Genomic DNA, 18,454 nt, shown 5'->3' on the forward strand with positions numbered 1-18,454 from the left:
CGAAAATCCCTGTTGAGTGATTTTATTATCAGTTGTACGATGACTTACGACATCGGCGCTGACCCGGTGATCCTCTAACAATTATGTCCTCCAGGGTGTTCGAATAATGAATCCACAAGAACTGAAGTCCATCCTCTCATCCGGTCTGCTGTCTTTCCCGGTTACCGATTTCAACGCTCAGGGCGACTTCCATCGCGCGGGCTACATCAAACGCCTCGAGTGGCTGGCTCCGTACGGCGCCAGCGCTCTGTTCGCTGCGGGCGGCACAGGTGAGTTTTTCTCCCTGGCTGCCAGCGAATATTCCGAAATCATCAAGACTGCCGTCGACACCTGCGCCACCAGCGTGCCAATTCTGGCCGGTGTAGGCGGTCCGACCCGTCAGGCCATCGAGTACGCTCAGGAAGCCGAGCGTCTGGGCGCCAAAGGTCTGCTGCTGCTGCCGCATTACCTGACCGAAGCCAGTCAGGACGGCGTTGCCGCCCACGTTGAAGCGGTGTGCAAGGCGGTGAAGATCGGTGTGGTGGTCTACAACCGTAACGTCTGCCGCCTGACCCCAACCCTGCTGGAGCAACTGGCCGAGCGTTGCCCGAACCTGATCGGTTACAAGGACGGTCTGGGTGATATCGAGCTGATGGTTTCGATCCGCCGCCGTCTCGGCGACCGCTTCTCGTACCTGGGCGGCCTGCCGACCGCTGAAGTCTATGCCGCTGCCTACAAGGCGCTGGGCGTGCCGGTCTACTCGTCTGCGGTCTTCAACTTCGTGCCGAAGCTGGCGATGGACTTCTACCACGCCATTGCCCGTGACGATCACGAGGCGGTCGGCAAGTACATCGACGATTTCTTCCTGCCGTATCTGGAAATCCGCAATCGCAAGGCCGGTTACGCCGTGAGTATCGTCAAGGCGGGCGCAAAAATCGCCGGCTACGACGCAGGCCCGGTGCGTGCGCCATTGACTGACCTGACTCCGGACGAGTGCGACATGCTCGCCGCGCTGATGGACAAACAAGGCAAGCAGTAACACCCCCAGGACAAAACCGCTGAGCGATCAGCGGTTTTGTCGTTGGAATGCATGACCCTTACAGGTGGTAGCTGTCGTCGCCGCGACACTGCCAAGGGGCCTGTAATGCAACACCCAAAAACAGCTTTACCCGCGTAAAAAAATAATCAGTGGGAGCTCTACCATGCAAAAGTCCAAGCCGACGCACGTCCGCTATTTGATTCTGTTGATGCTGTTTCTGGTCACCACGATCAACTACGCCGACCGTGCCACCATCGCTATCGCTGGTTCCAGCATCCAGAAAGACCTTGGCATTACTCCGGTCACTCTGGGCTATATCTTTTCTGCATTTGGCTGGGCCTACGTGGCCGGTCAGATCCCCGGTGGCTGGCTGCTCGACCGTTTCGGGTCGAAGAAAGTCTACGCCATGAGCATTTTCACCTGGTCGCTATTCACCCTGCTGCAAGGCTATGTGGGTGAGTTCGGTATTTCCACCGCCATCGTCGCGCTGTTCATGCTGCGCTTTCTGGTCGGGTTGGCTGAAGCGCCTTCCTTCCCGGGCAACGCCCGCATCGTCGCCGCCTGGTTCCCGACCGCCGAGCGCGGCACGGCCTCGGCGATCTTCAACTCGGCGCAATACTTCGCCACCGTTCTGTTCGCTCCGCTGATGGGCTGGATCGTCTACACCTACGGCTGGCAGCACGTATTCGTGGTCATGGGCGCAGTCGGTATCCTGTTCTCGATGATCTGGATGAAGGTCATCTACGGCCCGCGCAACCACCCGATGATCAACGAGGCCGAACTGGAGCACATTTCCAGCAATGGCGCGCTGGTCGATCTGGATCAGGACAAGGGTAAAGGCGCGCAAAAAACAGCCAGCAGCGGCCCCAAGTGGGATTACATTCGCCAGTTGCTGACCAACCGCATGATGCTGGGTATCTACCTCAGCCAATACTGCATCAACGGCATCACCTACTTCTTCCTGACCTGGTTCCCGGTGTACCTGGTTCAGGAGCGCGGCATGACCATCCTCAAGGCGGGCATCATTGCCTCGTTGCCGGCTATCTGCGGCTTCATCGGCGGGGTATTGGGCGGCATCATTTCCGACTACCTGCTGCGCAAGGGCCACTCGCTGACCTTCGCCCGCAAGGCGCCGATCATCGGTGGCCTGCTGCTGTCCACCTCGATCGTGACCTGCAACTACGTTGATATCGAATGGGTGGTGGTAGGCTTCATGGCCCTGGCATTCTTCGGCAAAGGCGTCGGTGCACTGGGCTGGGCTGTTATGTCCGATGTTTCACCCAAGCAGATTGCCGGTTTGAGCGGTGGTCTGTTCAACACCTTCGGTAACATTGCATCGATCACCACTCCGATCGTGATTGGTTACATCATCAGCAGCACCGGCTCGTTCAAATGGGCACTGGTGTTCGTGGGCGCCAACGCGCTGCTGGCGGTAATCAGTTACATTTTCATCGTGGGTGAAATCAAGCGTGTGGAATTGAAAGAGCCGCCTGCCAAGGGGCCATTGCTGAACGACTCGGTCAGCGACCTTTCCGAAGCGAAATCCTGAGGAAACCGTGATGAACCTGATTCAACATGCCGATTCGCCGCGCTATATCCGGCTGCATCCGCTGGATAACGTCGTGGCCGTGGTCAACGACAAGGGCGTGCCGGCCGGAACCGAATTCGACAACGGCCTGGTGACTGTCGATAACGTCCCGCAGAGCCACAAGGTCAGTACTGTTGACCTCGCCGTGGGCGAGGCCGTGATTCGTTACGGCCACACCATTGGCTATGCGCTGCAACCGATACCGCGTGGCAGCTGGGTCAGGGAAGACCAACTGCGCATGCCCTCGGCACCTGCGCTCGACAGCCTGCCGATGTCCGACGCGGTGCCCGAGAAACAGGCCCCGCTGGAGGGTTATACCTTCGAAGGCTATCGCAACGCTGACGGCACCGTGGGTACCCGCAACATTCTGGGTATCACCACCACCGTGCAGTGCGTGACCGGTGTGCTCGACCACGCGGTCAAGCGCATCCGCGACGAGCTGTTGCCCAGATACCCGAACGTCGATGACGTCGTGGCCCTGACTCACAGCTACGGCTGCGGCGTGGCAATCACTGCCACCGATGCCTATATTCCGATTCGTACTGTGCGCAATCTGGCACGCAACCCGAACCTGGGTGGCGAGGCGCTGGTGATCAGCCTGGGCTGCGAGAAGTTGCAGGCCGGGCAGGTCATGCATGAGGGCGACAGCTCGGTGGACCTCAGCGAGCCCTGGCTGTATCGGCTTCAGGACTCCAGTCACGGCTTCAACGAAATGATCGAACAGATCATGGAGCTGGCCGAGACGCGTCTACAGAAGCTGAACCTGCGTCGTCGTGAAACAGTACCTGCCTCGGAGTTGATCCTTGGCATGCAGTGCGGCGGCAGTGATGCGTTTTCCGGCATCACCGCCAACCCTGCGCTGGGCTACGCCTCGGATCTGTTGCTGCGTGCTGGTGCGACGGTGATGTTTTCCGAAGTAACCGAAGTGCGCGACGCCATCTATTTGCTGACATCCCGCGCGCAGGATCAGGAGGTCGCGCAGGCTCTGGTGCGGGAAATGGACTGGTACGACCGTTACCTGGCCAAAGGCGAGGCAGATCGCAGCGCCAACACTACGCCGGGCAACAAGAAAGGCGGGTTGTCGAACATTGTCGAGAAGTCTCTAGGGTCTATCGTCAAATCAGGCAGCAGCGCCATCAATGGCGTGCTCGGCCCTGGTGAGCGGGTCAACGGCAAGGGGCTGATCTTCTGCGCTACGCCTGCCAGTGACTTCGTCTGCGGTACGTTGCAATTGGCGGCCGGCATGAACCTGCATGTGTTCACTACCGGACGCGGTACGCCGTATGGTTTGGCGATGGCACCGGTGGTGAAGGTCTCGACCCGCACCGAACTGGCTCAGCGCTGGCCTGACCTGATCGACATAGACGCCGGACGCATTGCGACTGGACGCGCAAGCATCGAGGACCTGGGCTGGGAGCTTTTCCACTTCTATCTGGAGGTGGCCAGCGGCAAGAAAAAGACCTGGACCGAGCACTACCGGCTGCACAACGACATCACGCTGTTCAACCCGGCACCGATTACCTGACGGGAGTGTGACGCGGAGCGTCACGAACGGCATTCCCACGCTGGAGCGTGAGGAACGATGTGCAGAGGAATACGCCTATCGTGCTCATGCTCTGCTTGTGTGTGCCGTTCTGGACGCTCTTGCCTCTGAGCTGAGCACCCGGGCACAATCCGAAAGATTCTCTGAACTTTAGGCCGCTTTCCGGCCTCTTCTACAGTAGGGCAGCCGGTCTGGCTGCCTTCGTTGATGGTGCAGGAGATTTCAAATGGGTTGGATATCGGAAAATCATTTGTGGCTGTTTGCAGCGCTGACTGCTCTGATCGTGATTTCGGACATTTGGGCAGTCATGCGTATTCGCAAGAGCAAGACACAATCCAGCAACAAGCTGATGTGGATCATCGTTGTTGTTGCCGTGCCGATTGCTGGCGTATTGGCCCTGCTGGTCGCTGGTCCGCGCCATGTGGACACGCCTGCCAGGCCTGAGCAGCAAAGCACCAAGTACTGACCCCGCCTTTCGGAAATACCCCACCTGCGGGTGTGGGTATTTCTCTTGCAGACCGCTCATTCCCGTTTCGCAAACATTCTTTTCACAAAGACGGGCTTGTGGCTGGCAAAAATAAAAATCTCTGCAATTCTTCTGTCATGGTGGGGTGTTTACATGCTCGCCATCCAGACCCGAACAAGGAGAGAGCACATGTCGATCATTACCAGGTGGGCGTTGCAGGCGGTTGCATTGTTTGTGCTGGGCTGGGTGGCAACGACGACAGCGAATTGGAGCAACAACATGGCCAACGGTACAGGCAATGATCGCTTGGCGGAGCTGAGTGCTGGTGTCCTGAGCAGTCCGGTACTGACTGCTTCTTCGTCGCAAACAGTGCGAAGCGAATAACCCGGCCTGATCCATGGAGGAGTGCTGGTACTTTTCTACAGGCAAAAAAATGGCCCACAACGGGGTGGGCCAAATGGGATTCATCAAAGGAGTAGGGTCAATTTACGCAGGCGGACGTGAAGAGGATGTGAAACGGATGTCATGGAAACGAGAAGTAGTTCGATAATTCAAGCGGCGTCGTGACGGGGTGAAACAGCGTCGCCGGTTGCGTGGCAACGCTGTGTCGAGTGATTCGCGGGGATGGAGTCGGTCTAGCGGGCGGCCGCCTGAACGCTTATTTCGGCGGCTGCGCGGCGTGTCATGTGCGGCAGCGAATGAGGCGCGTCGATTCTGGATTTCATGCGGTCGGCAAATTCTCTGGCTTCCTGCCAGCTCCGGCATTTGACCGGATAGTCGTCCAGTATTACAACCCAAGCGTCGCCATATACACCTTCTTCAATTCGGATGAGCATTGTTGGCATCTCCTTTCAAGTGAGGGTAAGTCTGTGCCGGGTCATCGGCGCTGAAGCTGACGCACGAAATCCTGCGCCGAAAATCGGTGTCTCGCTACAAAAAATTACAATTCCCGATGAGTGCGCACGGCCTGCAGGCAAACCGGCTCTGCGGCTTTCGAGACTGTGTTCGTGGGCAAGCCTGACTCAGAAATGTGACAGGCTGATGGATAGGCGCCGATCAGAACACCAGCTTGAAGCCGATCATGCCCAGCATGATGGCCAGGAAAGGCCGCAGCAGGTCGTCGGAAACGCGGCCCGCCATGTGGCTGCCCAGGTAAATGCCCGGCAATGAGCCCATCAGCAGCCAGCCCAGCAATTCCCAGTTCATGTTGCCCATGCTCGCGTGGCCCAGACCTGCAACCAGCGTGAGAGGGACGGCGTGGGCGATTTCCGTACCCACCAGACGCCGGGTCGGCAGCAATGGATAGAGGATGAACAACGCCACGGTACCCAGCGCGCCCGCACCAATGGAGGTCAGTGCGACCATGGTGCCGAGGATCAAACCGGTGATGACCGTTAATACAGTCAGGCTCGTACCGCTGAAAAACGAATGCCCGTCCCCGCGACCATGAGCGAAGGCCAGCAGCTTTTTCTTGAGCAGAACGGCCAGGGCAGTGAGCAGCAGCACAAAGCCCAGCGCCTGCTTGATGATCGCGTTCAGGGCCTCAGGTGCGGTGTGCAGCGTGCTCAGGAACCACAGCGTCAGGAGCACGGCAGGGACGCTGCCCAGGGTCAGCAGACCGGTGACTTTCCAGTCGATGTTGTCATTCTTGCGATGTACCAGAACCCCGCCGGATTTGGTAATCGCCGCATACAGAAGGTCCGTGCCGACCGCTGTGGCCGGGTTGATGCCGAACCACAACAGAATGGGCGTCATCAGCGAGCCGCCGCCGACCCCGGTCATGCCAACGATAAAACCGACTACCAACCCTGCAACTACAAACCCCAGACCACCCGCTTCCATAACCAACCCATTCAAGCAAACGCATCAGGCAAAAAGTGGCGGGCAGCATAACGGCTTGTGTTGCAAACGGTTATGAAGAAGTGTTCTAAGGTTATAACCGTTTGTCGCGGATGACGGCGGCTTCGGCGGCTTCAGTGACCGTTTGCAGGCGGCGGTCAGGGCCTAGCCAGTTCAGTACGGCTTCGGCTTCCATAGGCTTGGAAATCAGATAGCCCTGACCCTCGTCACAACCCCATTGCTTGACCAGACGGCGAATGTCGTCTGTTTCGATGCCTTCGGCCACCACGCAATAACCCAGCTTCTTGGCAAGACCGATCAGTGCCTTGACCAGACGCTGATCGGTCTTGTCGGAAGCCAGATTGCGAATCAGCGACTGATCGAGCTTGACGGTGGTCGCGGGCAATTGCCGCAGGTAGTTCCAGTTGCTGTAGCCCGTACCAAAGTCATCGATCGCCACATCCATGCCCATCTGACGCATGCGTTCCAGTTGGTGACGCACTTCGGCCGGGTTGTGCATCAACGCGCCCTCGGTGAACTCCAGCTCAAAGCGTGTGGGGTCGATCTTGTGCTGACCCAGCAGGCGAATCATCCGGTCAGTGAAAGCCGGACCGGTAAGGTCTTCCGGGGTGACGTTGATCGCAATACGGAAATCGAAGCCTTGTTGCTGCCAGCGCGCGGCCTGCTCGATTGCGCTTGTCAGCACCCACAGACTCAGCGGACGCATGAGTGCGGTTTTCTCGGCCAGCGGCACGAATTCGGCAGGTCCGATGGGACCGAGCGTCGGGTGGTTCCAGCGCAGCAAGGCTTCTACCGAGGTGCACAAGCCAGAGGCGAGGTCGATGCGCGGCTGGTAGACCAGGCGCAGTTGATCATGCGAGTGGACTGCGCTGGTCAACGAACTGAGCAGTTTGAAAGCACGTTGCTGGGCGGCATCGAAGTGCGGCTCATACATCGCCCAGCCCAGATTCCGGTCGCGGGCATCATCGGCAGCGCTGATGACCATGCGCATCCAGTCCTGCTCTTCGGTCGGGTCGCGGTTCAGGGTGACAACCCCCAGACCCACCTGCATCTGCACCGGGATGCCCCGGCATTCTACCGGTGTCTCGAAGTCTTCGAGAATGGTACGAAACAGATGATCAGGCGCTCTTTCTCCGGGCAGCAGAAAGCCGAAGCGGGTAGGGCTGACCTTGTACAGCGAACAGGTTGGCGGCAGCAGATGCTCCAGGCGGCTCTTGATTTCTGTCACCAGGTCCTGAGAGAAGCTGTAGCCCAGAGCCTTGACAATGTCGTTCAGGAACGCGGAGGTGATCATGTCCACCACGACCAACTGATAATCAACGCTCGATGCCAGTGCCTGATGGATGTCTTCCTGCAGACGTGAGCGGTTATACAAGCCGGTCGGCTGGTCAATGAAGCAACTGAGACGCAAGCCGACTATGCGTTTCATGACCAATGAGGCGAAACGCTTGAGCATCTGCGTCTGATGCTCGCTCATCGGTTCACGCGGCTTGGTGTCGATCACGCACAGGCTGCCCAGAGCGATGCCGTCATCGGTAATCAGCGGGGCACCCGCGTAGTAGCGAATATCGGGGTGGCCGGTCACCAGGCTATTGTTCATGAACCGGTCGTCGAGGGTCGCATCCGGAATTTCAAACAGCGAGTCGGAAAGGATCGTGTAAGCACAGAAGGAGACGTTGCGTGGCGTTTCCTGGGCATTCAAACCCACTCTGGCGCGAAACCACTGACGGTGTTCATCGACAATCGAGATCAACGCAATCGGCGTCTGGAAGAAATCGGCGGTCATCGCCACGATTTCATCGAACACGTCGTCAGAGGTGTTTTCAAGTACGCACAGCTCCCTGATGCGCAACAGACGTTGCGTTTCATTCAGCGGAATGGGGGCACTGGCGTTCATAAAATTCTCGATGGGTGTTCGGTGATGACTATATGACATCACGGAGCCGACTTTAACAGATGAAAAAAATTCAATTACAGGCGAAGTACAGGTTAATCGGCCGCAGACGGCTACTTTTTAAGCGTTATCGGTCGCGCAGCCCCATAAGATAAAGGGCCTGCTCGTTTGTATGCAGAGTGTTACAAAAAATGCCATTCGTCGTTTGGTTGCACATCAGCAAAACGGTCATGGCTCGGTATCAACGAAGCCGGCTTTCACTGTGCTCTTCATGTGCGGTTTATCTGCCCAGGTACGAAAAATGGACATCAAGGTTCGACCCGCACGGAGAGCAGACGCTGACGCCATCAGTCGAGTGGTGCTGGCTGCCTTGCGCACCAGCAATGCCAGGGATTACCCGGTCAGGGTGATCGAGCGCGTGCAATTGAGTTTCAGCCCGTCTGCCATTGAGCGGCTCATGCAGCAACGTCGGATGTTTGTGGCGGTGGCGGGGGAGGTGGTTGTCGGAACTGCCAGCCTGGAGGGTCAGGTTGTGCGCTCGGTGTTTGTCGACCCTGACTGGCATCGTCGGGGCGTCGGGCGTTTGTTGATGGCAAAGCTGGAACGTGTCGCCCTGGAGATTGATATAGGGCTGCTGATTGTGCCGTCATCCTTGACTGCGCAGGAGTTTTACAAGGCGCTGGGTTTCAGGTTGGTGCGAGAGCATCAGGAAGGGGAGGAGCGCACATTGATCATGGAACGGCAATTGCGCACCTGAGGCATTCCATGCCTTAAGCAGTGACTTCCTGCATTTCCTGCAGTTGGTAGTGCGCGTACAGCGTGCTGGCGATCAACGTGCAGAAGACTTTCAGGGTATCTAGCGTATCGGCGTCGTCGAGTGGCGTCGGCAGGTTGTCCAGACCGCACAGCGTGCCGAAAAAGTCTCCGTTGGGGAAAATGATCGGCAACGAGAAATAGCTCTGAAAACCGTAGAGTTTCGGGATGGGGTGCTCTGCGTAGACCGCATCCGTGGCAACTTCGTTGATTACGATAGGACGCTTGTGCTGGCGTAACTCATTGCACAGCGTGGTTTCCAGTTTGAGCTCGTGACCGGCCTCCAGTCCGAACTTGATCTCGTCGTACACGGCACATGCCGTCCAGCTGGTTTCGGTTACTTTGGCAATTGCCGCGAATCTCAGGCCGGTCAGCCGGGTCACCAGCCTTAACAGGCTGGAAGTGGCCTCGATCTCACTGATGACTGCCAGCTCTGCTGAAGTCAATTTGTTGTTCAAAATGCGTCACCCTGGTCATAAAAGCACTGATGCAGCCTTGGCAGTACGCCTGGCGCTGCCGATCTTGTGCAGGAAGTGATCGTGCCATACCTGATCGTGGCTTACATAAAATATTGTGTTCCTCGCCTCCAACTATTTAACGAGTTTAATGCCCTTGTCAACGTTAAGGACTTATCCAGGAGGTGTGTACTAGTACATGTGTACTATAGGGATCCTATTTTTGCGTTGATAAAATCGCAGGTTTGCCAGCGCATGGAATGCCTGAAAACACTTTGCAGGTGTATGCAGGCAGTTTCCCCTTCAAACGGGTTGACCGGACCCCCTTTACTGCGAGCATTGAACACCATGCACAAGACGACCCTGGGCTTCACGGTTGCCATGATTTCCACGCACTTGTATGCAGGTGGCTTTGCGCTTAACGAGCAAGGTATAAGCGGCATGGGCACAGCGTTTGCGGGCCGGGCCTCTGCCGCCGAAGATGCCGGCACGGTATACGGCAACCCTGCAGGCATGGCGCGTCTGGCCGGCCAGCAGGTCACCGGTGGCGCTACCTTTATCGATGCATCGACGGATATCAGCCACGCGAGTGGACGTTCGAGCGGCAGCAACGATGGCGACATGGTGCCATTCAAGGCCATCCCGTTCGGTTTTTATACTCGCAGGCTGAATGAACACTGGGCCATCGGCCTTGGCGCGTACGTGCCGTTCGGCCTGGCGACGGATTACGAACGCGGTTTTCAAGGGCGCGCCTTTGCCAGCAAGAGCGATGCAAAAGTTCTGACCCTGCAACCGACATTGAGTTATGCCTTCAATGACAGGGTATCGGTGGGCTTCGGGCCGACCATCAATCAGTTTTCCGGCTCGCTGGAGTCGGACCTGACGCTTAACCCGGCCATCGCCGACAGTAATGTGAAGGTGAAGGGCAAGGATGTCGCGCTGGGCTTCAATATCGGCGTTCTGGCCAGCCTGACTGATACCACGCAGGCTGGTTTGACCTACCACTCCAAAGTGCGCTACGACCTGGATTGCCACACCGAGGTTGCCACAGGTGCCGGTACGCCAGCCCAGTTGCTGAGCAGCAATCGCTATGACTGCTCGCTACAGGTCGATACTCCTGAATCCTACGAGCTGTCAGTCACCCAGAAGCTCACCGATGCCTGGACACTTTATGCGGGGACGACCTGGACGCGCTGGAGCCGCATGAAGGACCTGAGTTTCAGCACCGAGAACATCAGCCCTGCGCGTGGAGGGATACTTGCTGCGTCCTTGTCTGGCGCTATCGCTGGCGGGCTGGACTGGCACGATACCTGGGCCTATGCGCTCGGCACATCGTATCGACTGGATTCACACTGGTCGTTGCGTACCGGCATCCGTCTGGATCAGTCACCGACCAGCAATACCAATCGCTCGCCACGCACACCGACCGGCGACCGTACGATCTTCAGTGTGGGGGCGGGTTATGACGTCAGCAAAGAACTGACCCTTGATGTTGCCTACGCCTATCTTAAAGAAGAAAGCGTTGATGTCAGCCGTGCCAATGCGCTGGCCAGTTACAGCGCGCGCTATCAGAACCGCGCCAGCTTTTTGGGCGTGGGGGCGACTTACCGTTTCTGAGAAAGTTGTAAATCTGCAGAGGCAGTACATCCGTACTGTTACTAGTACATCCGTACTGTTACTAGTACATCCGTACTATGGCTGGCCCTGGGTCGGCCACTTAAGCTAACGCGCTGAATAACACCCTGACTTGTCGATGGCAGACGACGTTTTTATAACGTCGCCGGCCGCGCGTGCGCGACCGTAACAGGTCTTGCAGTGGTGTAAACGGATCACTCACAACAGACTTTGTTTTCAGAGGGAGCGCGCATGGGTATTTCTCGCCATTTGGCAAACATAAGGGGGTTGGCGGCGATTACGCTGGTCACAGCAACCATGACGGCCTGTTCGACCGGTGGCGGCAACCCGCTCGATACCCTGACCGGTTATTACAAATATGCGCCTGACCATATAAAAGCCAACATCATTGCCCGCAAGTCGACCAAGGAACAGATTCGCCAGGCGTTTGGTGCGCCTTATTCGGCGCAGGACAATGTGTCCGATAACAGCTCTGAGTGGTACTACGACCGTAACGAATCAGGTCTTAACTCATTGACCAAGATGGCGGTCAAGTACTCTAACCGATATGGTTCTGGAGACGCAGCATCCACCTTGCTTCAAGGGCAATCGCGTATGGGCGATGCACAGGAAATAATGGGCGACGCAAGCACACTGAGCGGCACGCAAGCTACCGGAAGAAAAGCGTCGATTACGCGTATCTTCATCAAGTTCAAGGGCAATGTGGTTGAGCGCTTCACAACTGATTGACCACAGCTCGCTGCCCAACGTCTGCAAGCAACACATTCCAACGACTGTCAGTACACCGCCGAACCGGCCTTGAAACTCAGCAGCAGCGAGCGCAGTTCGACCGGCCTCACCGGTTTTGAAAGAACGGGGATATCCGGATCGTTCAGCGTCTGCCGGACGTGCTAAAGCTCATGGCCGGTAATCACGATGGCGGGTATGCGTCTTCCCTGCAGCCCGCTCAGGTAGGCAATGCAGTCGGCGCCCGAGGCCGTACGATCCAGATCGAAGTCAGTGACTACCAGATCACAGTCGACACTGATCTCGGGGATGCTGCTGAAGGTCTGTACCTCGCAGCCCCATCTGCGTAGCAACATGGCGGTGGCTTCAAGCACGTTGCGATTGTCTTCGATCAGCATGACGCGCAGACCGGAAAGCAGGCGGGTATTCCAGTTGATTTCGATGTTGTTCACCGGCTGGCTGGCGGCCACGGCTTTCAGGCCGCTGACGGTTACCGCAGTGCCGCGCTCGGGCACTGAACTGATATTGACCCGCAGATTCATGAGCCTGGCGATACGGCTGACGATACTCAGCCCCAGGCCAACACCTTCAATGTCGCGGTCACGCTTCTCGCGGACGCGATAGAACTCGTTGCACAAGTGCGGCAAGTGCTCTGCGGGTATGCCGCGACCCCGATCATAAACACCAATGCTGACTGTGCTTTTTTGCCGGCGACAGCCAATCAGAATCGGTTTGCCCGGCGCGTATTTGAAAGCATTGGAGACAAGGTTCTGCAACAGCGTGCGCAGCAATGCCGGGTCGGTCCAGACGTGATGGTTGCCGCTGTGTACGCGAATATCCACGCCAGCCCAGGTAGCAGCCTCGCTGTTCTGCGCGGCCAGCCCGTTGAGCAGTGCATCCAGGTCGACTGATTCGGGGCGCGGTGCGACTTCGCCCTGGTTGAGGGTGTAGATGTCCAGCAACGAACGAAACAGTTGTTCTACCGCACTCAATGCCCGGTCGATGTTATTTACCAGACGTTGTTCGTTATCGCCCAAAGGCGCATCGCGCAGGCAGGCGGTAAACAGGCTGATGGAGTGGATCGGCTGGCGCAGGTCGTGGCTGGCCTGTGCCAGAAACCTTGACTTGGCCTGATTGGCCGCCTGGGTTTCTTCAAGGGCCATGTGCAGTCGGCCAAGCAGAAAATAGACAAACAGCGGCAGGACCAGCATGGTCAGGATCATCATGACGGCCACAGCATGGTGTTCACGCAGAAACGGCGTGAGCACGATGATGATCATCAACGAAATCATGGAAAAGCCGGTTGCCAGCAGCAGGTAGTTGCGCCCATAGCGCATGCCGTAGCCGACCGTCATGCTCAGCATTACCGAGTACACCGGCAACATGGCCTCGCCGCCAACCGAGATCGTTACGATTCCCGCCAGATTATCGGTCACCAGGGCAAACAGACGTCGTCTGCCGGAGGCACCCGGGCGCTGGGCAATGCGTATGATCAGCCCCACCGTGACGACGCCGAAGCCCATGCAATAAGCCAGGATCACAAATAGCTTGTTCTCTGACATTTCACCCATCCCATACGCGATCAGTGCGTAAGGCAATGACCGCCATGCGCAGCAGCGCCTGAGTCATTTCCAGATCTATTCGTGGGGGCAGTAATGACATGACGGCTACCGTCTCAGTGCTGTTTGCCGGCCAGGCTGGAAAACTGTGCAGCGACAGCCGATCGGGTGGGCACACCAAGCGCCTTGAGCAGGCTGGAGACATGAATACGCACGGTAAAGGGTGAAATACCCAGATCCCTGGCGATTTCCTTGTTGGTTTTTCCCGACGCCACAAGCCCCAGTACTTCTCTTTGACGCACGGTCAGATGGCTGATTGCGCCAGAGTCCAGATCGCTCAGTAACGAACCTTCGGGCTTGTACTTGACCACCACTTCGCCATCGCGGATGGCGATGATGGATTCGGCAATTTCCAGGGGGTCTATATTTTTGCCAATGAAGCCATCCGCACCCTGAGACATGACCTGTGAAATGGTGTCCAGATCATCGACCATCGAGACGACAATGATTGAAGTGCGTTTGAACTCGCTGCGCAGGCTGCCGATGGTCTGCATCGAAGTGAGCCCCGGAAAGCGCAGGTCTAGCACCAGTGTGTCGACCTCATCACCCCGGCGTGCGAGGGTGAGTACTTCATCCAGATTGGCTGCTTCTTCAATAATCGCTTCGGGTATCAGCCGCTCGATAGTACGCAGCATGCCCTCACGAAACAGCGGGTGATCGTCGGCCACAATGATTCTGCACGGCATACCTCATACTTCCCGTATTAAAGTAGCGCGCATCATACCTGATAGAAGGTATTTGTATCGTTAATGAAACACATGAAATGCAACTTTAATGGCAGTCGAGTGCTGGCATTTTGTTATTGTTTTTTTTGCCAGAAATGGCACTAGCGCTATGAAAAGGTGCAACAGACGAATCCGCTGTCCTGTCGCCATGCCTGATAGTTATGGATCCCGTTTCGCATCATGTCTTGAAGCGCAGTACAAGATCATTCAAGTTGACTGCCAACTGCGAAAGTTCGGTACTGGCAATCAGTGTTTGCCGGGTGCCTTCGCTGCTCTGTACGGCCAGATCACGGATGCTGATCAGACTTCTGTCTACATCACGTGCTACATGCGCCTGTTGTTCCGATGCCGCAGCGATCTGCAGGTTACGATTATTGATCTCCAGTACCGAGTCGGTGATCTGGCGCAGCGATTGCCCGGCGTCTTCTGCTGTCTTGCGAGTACTGTGGACTTCCTGAGTGCTCTTCTGCATGGACTCGACTGTGGCCGAAGAACCGGCCTGAATCGCCGAGATCATCTGTTCGACTTCCTGAGTGGACGTTTGTGTGCGGTGCGCCAGCGCGCGTACTTCATCAGCCACCACGGCAAACCCCCGGCCTTGTTCACCGGCACGCGCGGCTTCGATGGCTGCGTTCAATGCCAGCAGGTTGGTCTGCTCGGCAATTCCGCGAATCACGCCCAACACTTTGCTGATGTCCTGTGCCTGGCCGGCCAGGGCAGTGACTTGTGCAGAGGAGCCCTCGACCAGGCCGGTCAGGTTGTGCATGGCGGTCAGGGTTTCGGTCACGCGCTGGTTGCCCAGATCGGCAGAGAGGCTGGATTGTTGGGCGGCCTGGGAGGTAGACGTAGCATTACGAGCGACCTCTTCTACGGCAGCACTCATTTCGTTTACAGCAGTGGCGGCCTGTTCGATTTCGCTGTTCTGTTGCTGCAGTGTACGGTCGGCGCTTTCGGTGATTGACGTCATCTCGACGGCAGCGGTACTTAATTGGGCGGATGCGCCGGAAATCTCATGAATGGTGGTACGCAGGTTCCCCGACATGGTGTTGAGGGCCGTCATCAAGCGTGATGCTTCGTCGCTGCCGGTAATGCCCAGTTGCCGGGTCAGGTCGCCTGCGGCGATGTCTTCTGCCAGTTTGAGGGAAGCGTTGAGCGGATCGACAATACTGCGTGTCAGGGTAATCGCCAGAACCACAGTCAGAAGGGACGCTGCAATAACAACGGTCAGCAATACATTGACGCTGTGGTTGTACACGTCGGTTGCATCTTTTCCGGAGCTCACGGCTTCTTCAGCGTTGTGCCCACGCAGGGTGGTGAGTTTTTCCTGATAGGCATTGGCGCGCTGAACCTGTTCTGCGTTAGCAAAGGAAACAGCTTTTTCATGATCGGAGCTGTCCATGGCGATGATCTGTTTCACGCCGTCGATGTAGGCCCCCATCTTGCTGTTGGCGTCTTCGAATTGCGCACGGTCGGCTTCGCCCGAAATCAGATTTTTCCGATAAAACTCGCTGTTCGACCGGAGCGCCGCTATCGCTTCCCGGGCTTTGGCTTCTGCTGTGCTATGCACGGCAGGATCCGTACTGGCGAGCATCCTGATGCTTTCCAGACGAGCGTGAAGCAGGGCGATCTGAATGTCGTCGACGACCTGAATGCTGGGCAACGAGTTTTCTTCGATGTTCTGCTCGGCCGTGCGCAGATGGTCGATCTGCACGTAGGAGAATCCTCCGAGGCCAATCAGCAGCAAGGTAATCACGCCAAAAAACAGGGATGCCCTGCGTGAAATATTCAGCGATCTGATGTTCATGGTTGCCTCCAGCGGCAAAACAGGCGGAAGGGCAATACGTTCCTTTCCGATATCTGTTTTTCTGCTGACGCCTGAGGAGCTTTAATTAATCGCGATGAAAGTTATTTCATGATGGACATAATGCCATGTGGGTTCTGTTAAGCATCAGGCGCTAAAAGTCCCCGTCACAGAGTGAATAATGTTAACGGTTTACACAGTTCACTATTTCTAAAGTATTAACTCTAGTTGTAGGGGGTTGAGGTCTGTGTTCAGTCGGGACTGCAGGACTAAGCCGCTGACACGGTAGCGGCCACAGATAACTTATCCAGAAAACCTGCTACGCAGCCCATGCACGCCATTCTTTCTTCCACATGGGGCATGTGGCTGGACTCTCTGAACACCGACCAGCGAACGTCAGGGATGTTCTCCACGTAGGGTTTCACCACGAGTGGGGTGGCTTCGTCGTAAAACCCCGAAATCACCAATGTCGGGACCTTGATGTGTTCCAGCCTGTCGACAATGGTCCAGTTTTTCAGGGTGCCGATAACGTGAAACTCGGTAGGGCCATTCATGGCGTGATACACGGTCGGGTCCGCGTCGATCTGGTCAAAGGTGCGTTTCACCTCGTCCGGCCAGGGTGTGATGCGGCATACATGACGGTCATAAAATGCCCGCGATGCTTCAAGGTACTCAGGGTCAGTCAACGTTCCTGCCTGTTCGTGCTTGAGCAACGCAGCTTGCACAGCTTCAGGCAAGTCCTCGCGCAGTCGGTTGGCCTCGCTTACCCAGGTCTGCATATCTGCCGGGGAGTTGGCGACAATCAGCGCTTTCAGCCCTTTGGGCTGGAGCACCGAATGCTCCGAAGCCAGCATGCCGCCCCACGACTGGCCCAATAACGCGTAATTGCCTTCGATGCCCAAGTGGGCAAGCAGGTTGTTCAGCTCTCTCAGGAACAGATCGACTGTCCAGAATTCGCGACTCTCATGGGGCAGGCGAGTCGACTTTCCGTTACCCAACTGGTCGTAATGGATCACCGCCTGACTGGTACTGGCGAGGTCCTTGAACGAGTCCACGTAATCATGGGTACAGCCGGGGCCGCCGTGCAGAATGACCAACGGTGTACGCGGGCCTTGCAAGTTGCCGGTGACGCGATACCACGTCTGATAGTCGCCGAACGGCGCAAAACCTTCCTTGATCGTCATGTCTGCCATGTCGCCTGTCCCTGCTGGATAGTTCGGGGCACCATAGCGCTGCGCGTGGCATCTTAAAACTATAGAAAATGATAGGTTTTGGCTGATGAACCGGTCATTGGTCGAGTAAACGGTAGTGAACGGCACGCACGACTGCCTGCACACGGTTTTTGGCACCCAGTTTCTGCATGGCCGAATTCAGATGCAGCGTCACCGTGGCGACCGAACGGTTGAGCTGATCGGCGATTTCCCTGGCCGTCAGCCCTTCGGCAGACCAGCTCAGGCATTCACGCTCACGGCGGGTGAGCTTGATCGCATTACAGGAGCGCATCTTCTGGTCAAACAGCGGGTAGGCGACTTCCTGAAAGGCCTGAGCCAGCAGACCGAACTCGGCCAGGCTCTGCCGGGCATCTTCCAGTGCAGCGTCGCTGCTGTCGGAACACAGGCCTGTCAGGGTGGCAAAACCGCCCTTGGGCATGTGGATAGGCACTGTCACGCCACACGTCATGTGTGAGTCATGCAGATAGCGCACCACCGGCTTGTGCATGTCGGTGATAAAGGTTTGCAGCACCGTTTCAGCCTTGGGCTGGTATGACCATACAAAAGGCGAAACGCTGGCCACGGCCAGGTGTTGCACCGGGTCGATCTGGTAGTACCCCTGGCTGCACCAGAGTGCGTGCCAATCTGCCGGGGTGTTGCGCAATGAAAGCAACGAAGGTGTGATCAGTGCTCCATCATGGGACACAGGCACCGGGCTGTAATCGTAAATCACTGCATCGAATCCTAGATCCGAGGCCAGTAACAGTGCGCAATCCATTTGCTGATCCACTGTAGATGCCGATTGCAGACGCGAATTGAAATCCGACAACCTGATATGCATGGCTTGACCTCCTTTGTCATAGAGCCGGTGTAGGGGGCTTAATATAGCAATTAGCAAGGACAGTGCCACGCCTGCGTCCAACCGGCTGTCAGTCGTGTAAAACCTATAAGAATTGCTAGCTGTTTGCCATGGCGCTGCGCGATAGGGTTGAGGCCATGAGCGACGTCCGCAAAGGTGAGGTGCGATGGGGTATGCGAGCAAGGCGGATGAGCGCAAAACAATCAAAGTCGACGGATGGTCAATGTTCGACTACAACTTC

At 56.8% G+C, this 18,454-nt stretch carries 16 protein-coding genes and 2 pseudogenes; 8 read left to right on the top strand and 10 right to left on the bottom strand.

The window, feature by feature from the left end:
- The first annotated feature begins 106 nt into the window (after positions 1–106).
- From kdgD to AC4ANK_RS06145, 5 genes are all read left to right on the top strand, one after another.
- A complete protein-coding gene (gene kdgD / locus AC4ANK_RS06125) occupies positions 107–1,018 on the top strand; it encodes a 5-dehydro-4-deoxyglucarate dehydratase (RefSeq protein ID WP_004656752.1) in 912 nt (303 codons plus the stop codon).
- Between the two features lie 163 nt (positions 1,019–1,181).
- Positions 1,182–2,567, top strand: a complete 1,386-nt coding sequence (locus AC4ANK_RS06130; RefSeq protein ID WP_002555181.1) for an MFS transporter — start codon at positions 1,182–1,184, stop codon at positions 2,565–2,567.
- A 10-nt stretch (positions 2,568–2,577) separates the two neighbouring features.
- A complete protein-coding gene (gene garD / locus AC4ANK_RS06135; RefSeq protein WP_460383398.1) occupies positions 2,578–4,131 on the top strand; it encodes a galactarate dehydratase in 1,554 nt (517 codons plus the stop codon).
- 244 nt (positions 4,132–4,375) lie between these two features.
- Positions 4,376–4,615 (top strand): PLD nuclease N-terminal domain-containing protein, encoded by a 240-nt coding sequence (locus AC4ANK_RS06140; RefSeq protein ID WP_002555179.1) that lies wholly within the window; start codon positions 4,376–4,378, stop codon positions 4,613–4,615.
- Positions 4,616–4,804: 189 nt separating this feature from the next.
- The gene (locus AC4ANK_RS06145) at positions 4,805–4,999 is read left to right on the top strand and encodes a hypothetical protein (protein WP_044322962.1); all 195 of its coding nucleotides are present in this window, start codon (positions 4,805–4,807) and stop codon (positions 4,997–4,999) included.
- 251 nt (positions 5,000–5,250) lie between these two features.
- On the opposite strand, the gene AC4ANK_RS06150 is transcribed toward AC4ANK_RS06145, so the two are convergent.
- From AC4ANK_RS06150 to AC4ANK_RS06160, 3 genes are all read right to left on the bottom strand, one after another.
- A complete protein-coding gene (locus AC4ANK_RS06150) occupies positions 5,251–5,451 on the bottom strand; it encodes a hypothetical protein (RefSeq protein WP_002555178.1) in 201 nt (66 codons plus the stop codon).
- Positions 5,452–5,671: 220 nt separating this feature from the next.
- On the bottom strand, positions 5,672–6,457 hold the full coding sequence (locus AC4ANK_RS06155; RefSeq protein ID WP_002555177.1) for a sulfite exporter TauE/SafE family protein: 786 nt from the start codon (positions 6,455–6,457) through the stop codon (positions 5,672–5,674).
- Between the two features lie 91 nt (positions 6,458–6,548).
- Entirely contained in the window at positions 6,549–8,372 is a 1,824-nt protein-coding gene (locus AC4ANK_RS06160) for a sensor domain-containing phosphodiesterase (protein ID WP_002555176.1), read from the bottom strand.
- A gap of 298 nt (positions 8,373–8,670) precedes the next feature.
- Between AC4ANK_RS06160 and AC4ANK_RS06165 the strand changes: the two genes are divergently transcribed.
- The gene (locus AC4ANK_RS06165) at positions 8,671–9,126 is read left to right on the top strand and encodes a GNAT family N-acetyltransferase (RefSeq protein ID WP_002555175.1); all 456 of its coding nucleotides are present in this window, start codon (positions 8,671–8,673) and stop codon (positions 9,124–9,126) included.
- A 13-nt stretch (positions 9,127–9,139) separates the two neighbouring features.
- Here AC4ANK_RS06165 and AC4ANK_RS06170 read toward each other — a convergent pair whose 3' ends face one another.
- Positions 9,140–9,640, bottom strand: a complete 501-nt coding sequence (locus tag AC4ANK_RS06170; protein WP_002555174.1) for a GAF domain-containing protein — start codon at positions 9,638–9,640, stop codon at positions 9,140–9,142.
- A 345-nt stretch (positions 9,641–9,985) separates the two neighbouring features.
- Between AC4ANK_RS06170 and AC4ANK_RS06175 the strand changes: the two genes are divergently transcribed.
- Together AC4ANK_RS06175 and AC4ANK_RS06180 are read left to right on the top strand one after the other, a co-directional pair.
- On the top strand, positions 9,986–11,254 hold the full coding sequence (locus tag AC4ANK_RS06175) for an OmpP1/FadL family transporter (RefSeq protein WP_005734217.1): 1,269 nt from the start codon (positions 9,986–9,988) through the stop codon (positions 11,252–11,254).
- 249 nt (positions 11,255–11,503) lie between these two features.
- Positions 11,504–12,001: a hypothetical protein gene (locus tag AC4ANK_RS06180; RefSeq protein ID WP_460383393.1), complete on the top strand. Its 498-nt coding sequence runs from the start codon at positions 11,504–11,506 to the stop codon at positions 11,999–12,001.
- Positions 12,002–12,048: 47 nt separating this feature from the next.
- On the opposite strand, the pseudogene AC4ANK_RS06185 reads toward AC4ANK_RS06180, so the two are convergent.
- From AC4ANK_RS06185 to AC4ANK_RS06210, 6 genes and pseudogenes are all read right to left on the bottom strand, one after another.
- Positions 12,049–13,627 (bottom strand): annotated as a pseudogene (locus AC4ANK_RS06185) (hybrid sensor histidine kinase/response regulator).
- Positions 13,628–13,673: 46 nt separating this feature from the next.
- On the bottom strand, positions 13,674–14,303 hold the full coding sequence (locus AC4ANK_RS06190) for a response regulator (RefSeq protein ID WP_002555170.1): 630 nt from the start codon (positions 14,301–14,303) through the stop codon (positions 13,674–13,676).
- 217 nt (positions 14,304–14,520) lie between these two features.
- Positions 14,521–15,402 (bottom strand): methyl-accepting chemotaxis protein, encoded by an 882-nt coding sequence (locus AC4ANK_RS06195; RefSeq protein ID WP_369812046.1) that lies wholly within the window; start codon positions 15,400–15,402, stop codon positions 14,521–14,523.
- A pseudogene (locus AC4ANK_RS06200) lies at positions 15,379–16,146 on the bottom strand (MCP four helix bundle domain-containing protein); the annotation flags it as partial. The pseudogene AC4ANK_RS06200 and the gene AC4ANK_RS06195, both read right to left, overlap by 24 nt.
- Positions 16,147–16,412: 266 nt before the next feature.
- Positions 16,413–17,336 carry a proline iminopeptidase-family hydrolase gene (locus AC4ANK_RS06205; protein ID WP_002555168.1) on the bottom strand — a complete coding sequence of 308 codons (924 nt, stop codon included), beginning with the start codon at positions 17,334–17,336 and terminating at the stop codon, positions 16,413–16,415.
- Positions 17,337–17,430: 94 nt separating this feature from the next.
- Complete coding sequence (locus AC4ANK_RS06210; RefSeq protein WP_002555167.1) at positions 17,431–18,195, bottom strand: LuxR family transcriptional regulator; 765 nt, start codon at positions 18,193–18,195, stop codon at positions 17,431–17,433.
- Between the last annotated feature and the right edge of the window lie 259 nt (positions 18,196–18,454).

It is taken from the genome of Pseudomonas sp. Pmew2 (assembly GCF_058129885.1).

What these genes read in the sequence shown, in the direction of transcription:
- kdgD (WP_004656752.1), top strand. Translation starts at nt 107, where the DNA reads ATGAATCCACAAGAACTGAAGTCCATCCTCTCATCCGGTCTGCTGTCT.
- AC4ANK_RS06130 (WP_002555181.1), top strand. Translation starts at nt 1,182, where the DNA reads ATGCAAAAGTCCAAGCCGACGCACGTCCGCTATTTGATTCTGTTGATG.
- garD (WP_460383398.1), top strand. Translation starts at nt 2,578, where the DNA reads ATGAACCTGATTCAACATGCCGATTCGCCGCGCTATATCCGGCTGCAT.
- AC4ANK_RS06140 (WP_002555179.1), top strand. Translation starts at nt 4,376, where the DNA reads ATGGGTTGGATATCGGAAAATCATTTGTGGCTGTTTGCAGCGCTGACT.
- AC4ANK_RS06145 (WP_044322962.1), top strand. Translation starts at nt 4,805, where the DNA reads ATGTCGATCATTACCAGGTGGGCGTTGCAGGCGGTTGCATTGTTTGTG.
- AC4ANK_RS06150 (WP_002555178.1), bottom strand. Translation starts at nt 5,451, where the DNA reads ATGCTCATCCGAATTGAAGAAGGTGTATATGGCGACGCTTGGGTTGTA.
- AC4ANK_RS06155 (WP_002555177.1), bottom strand. Translation starts at nt 6,457, where the DNA reads ATGGAAGCGGGTGGTCTGGGGTTTGTAGTTGCAGGGTTGGTAGTCGGT.
- AC4ANK_RS06160 (WP_002555176.1), bottom strand. Translation starts at nt 8,372, where the DNA reads ATGAACGCCAGTGCCCCCATTCCGCTGAATGAAACGCAACGTCTGTTG.
- AC4ANK_RS06165 (WP_002555175.1), top strand. Translation starts at nt 8,671, where the DNA reads ATGGACATCAAGGTTCGACCCGCACGGAGAGCAGACGCTGACGCCATC.
- AC4ANK_RS06175 (WP_005734217.1), top strand. Translation starts at nt 9,986, where the DNA reads ATGCACAAGACGACCCTGGGCTTCACGGTTGCCATGATTTCCACGCAC.
- AC4ANK_RS06180 (WP_460383393.1), top strand. Translation starts at nt 11,504, where the DNA reads ATGGGTATTTCTCGCCATTTGGCAAACATAAGGGGGTTGGCGGCGATT.
- AC4ANK_RS06190 (WP_002555170.1), bottom strand. Translation starts at nt 14,303, where the DNA reads ATGCCGTGCAGAATCATTGTGGCCGACGATCACCCGCTGTTTCGTGAG.
- AC4ANK_RS06195 (WP_369812046.1), bottom strand. Translation starts at nt 15,402, where the DNA reads ATGACGGCCCTCAACACCATGTCGGGGAACCTGCGTACCACCATTCAT.
- AC4ANK_RS06205 (WP_002555168.1), bottom strand. Translation starts at nt 17,336, where the DNA reads ATGGCAGACATGACGATCAAGGAAGGTTTTGCGCCGTTCGGCGACTAT.
- AC4ANK_RS06210 (WP_002555167.1), bottom strand. Translation starts at nt 18,195, where the DNA reads ATGCATATCAGGTTGTCGGATTTCAATTCGCGTCTGCAATCGGCATCT.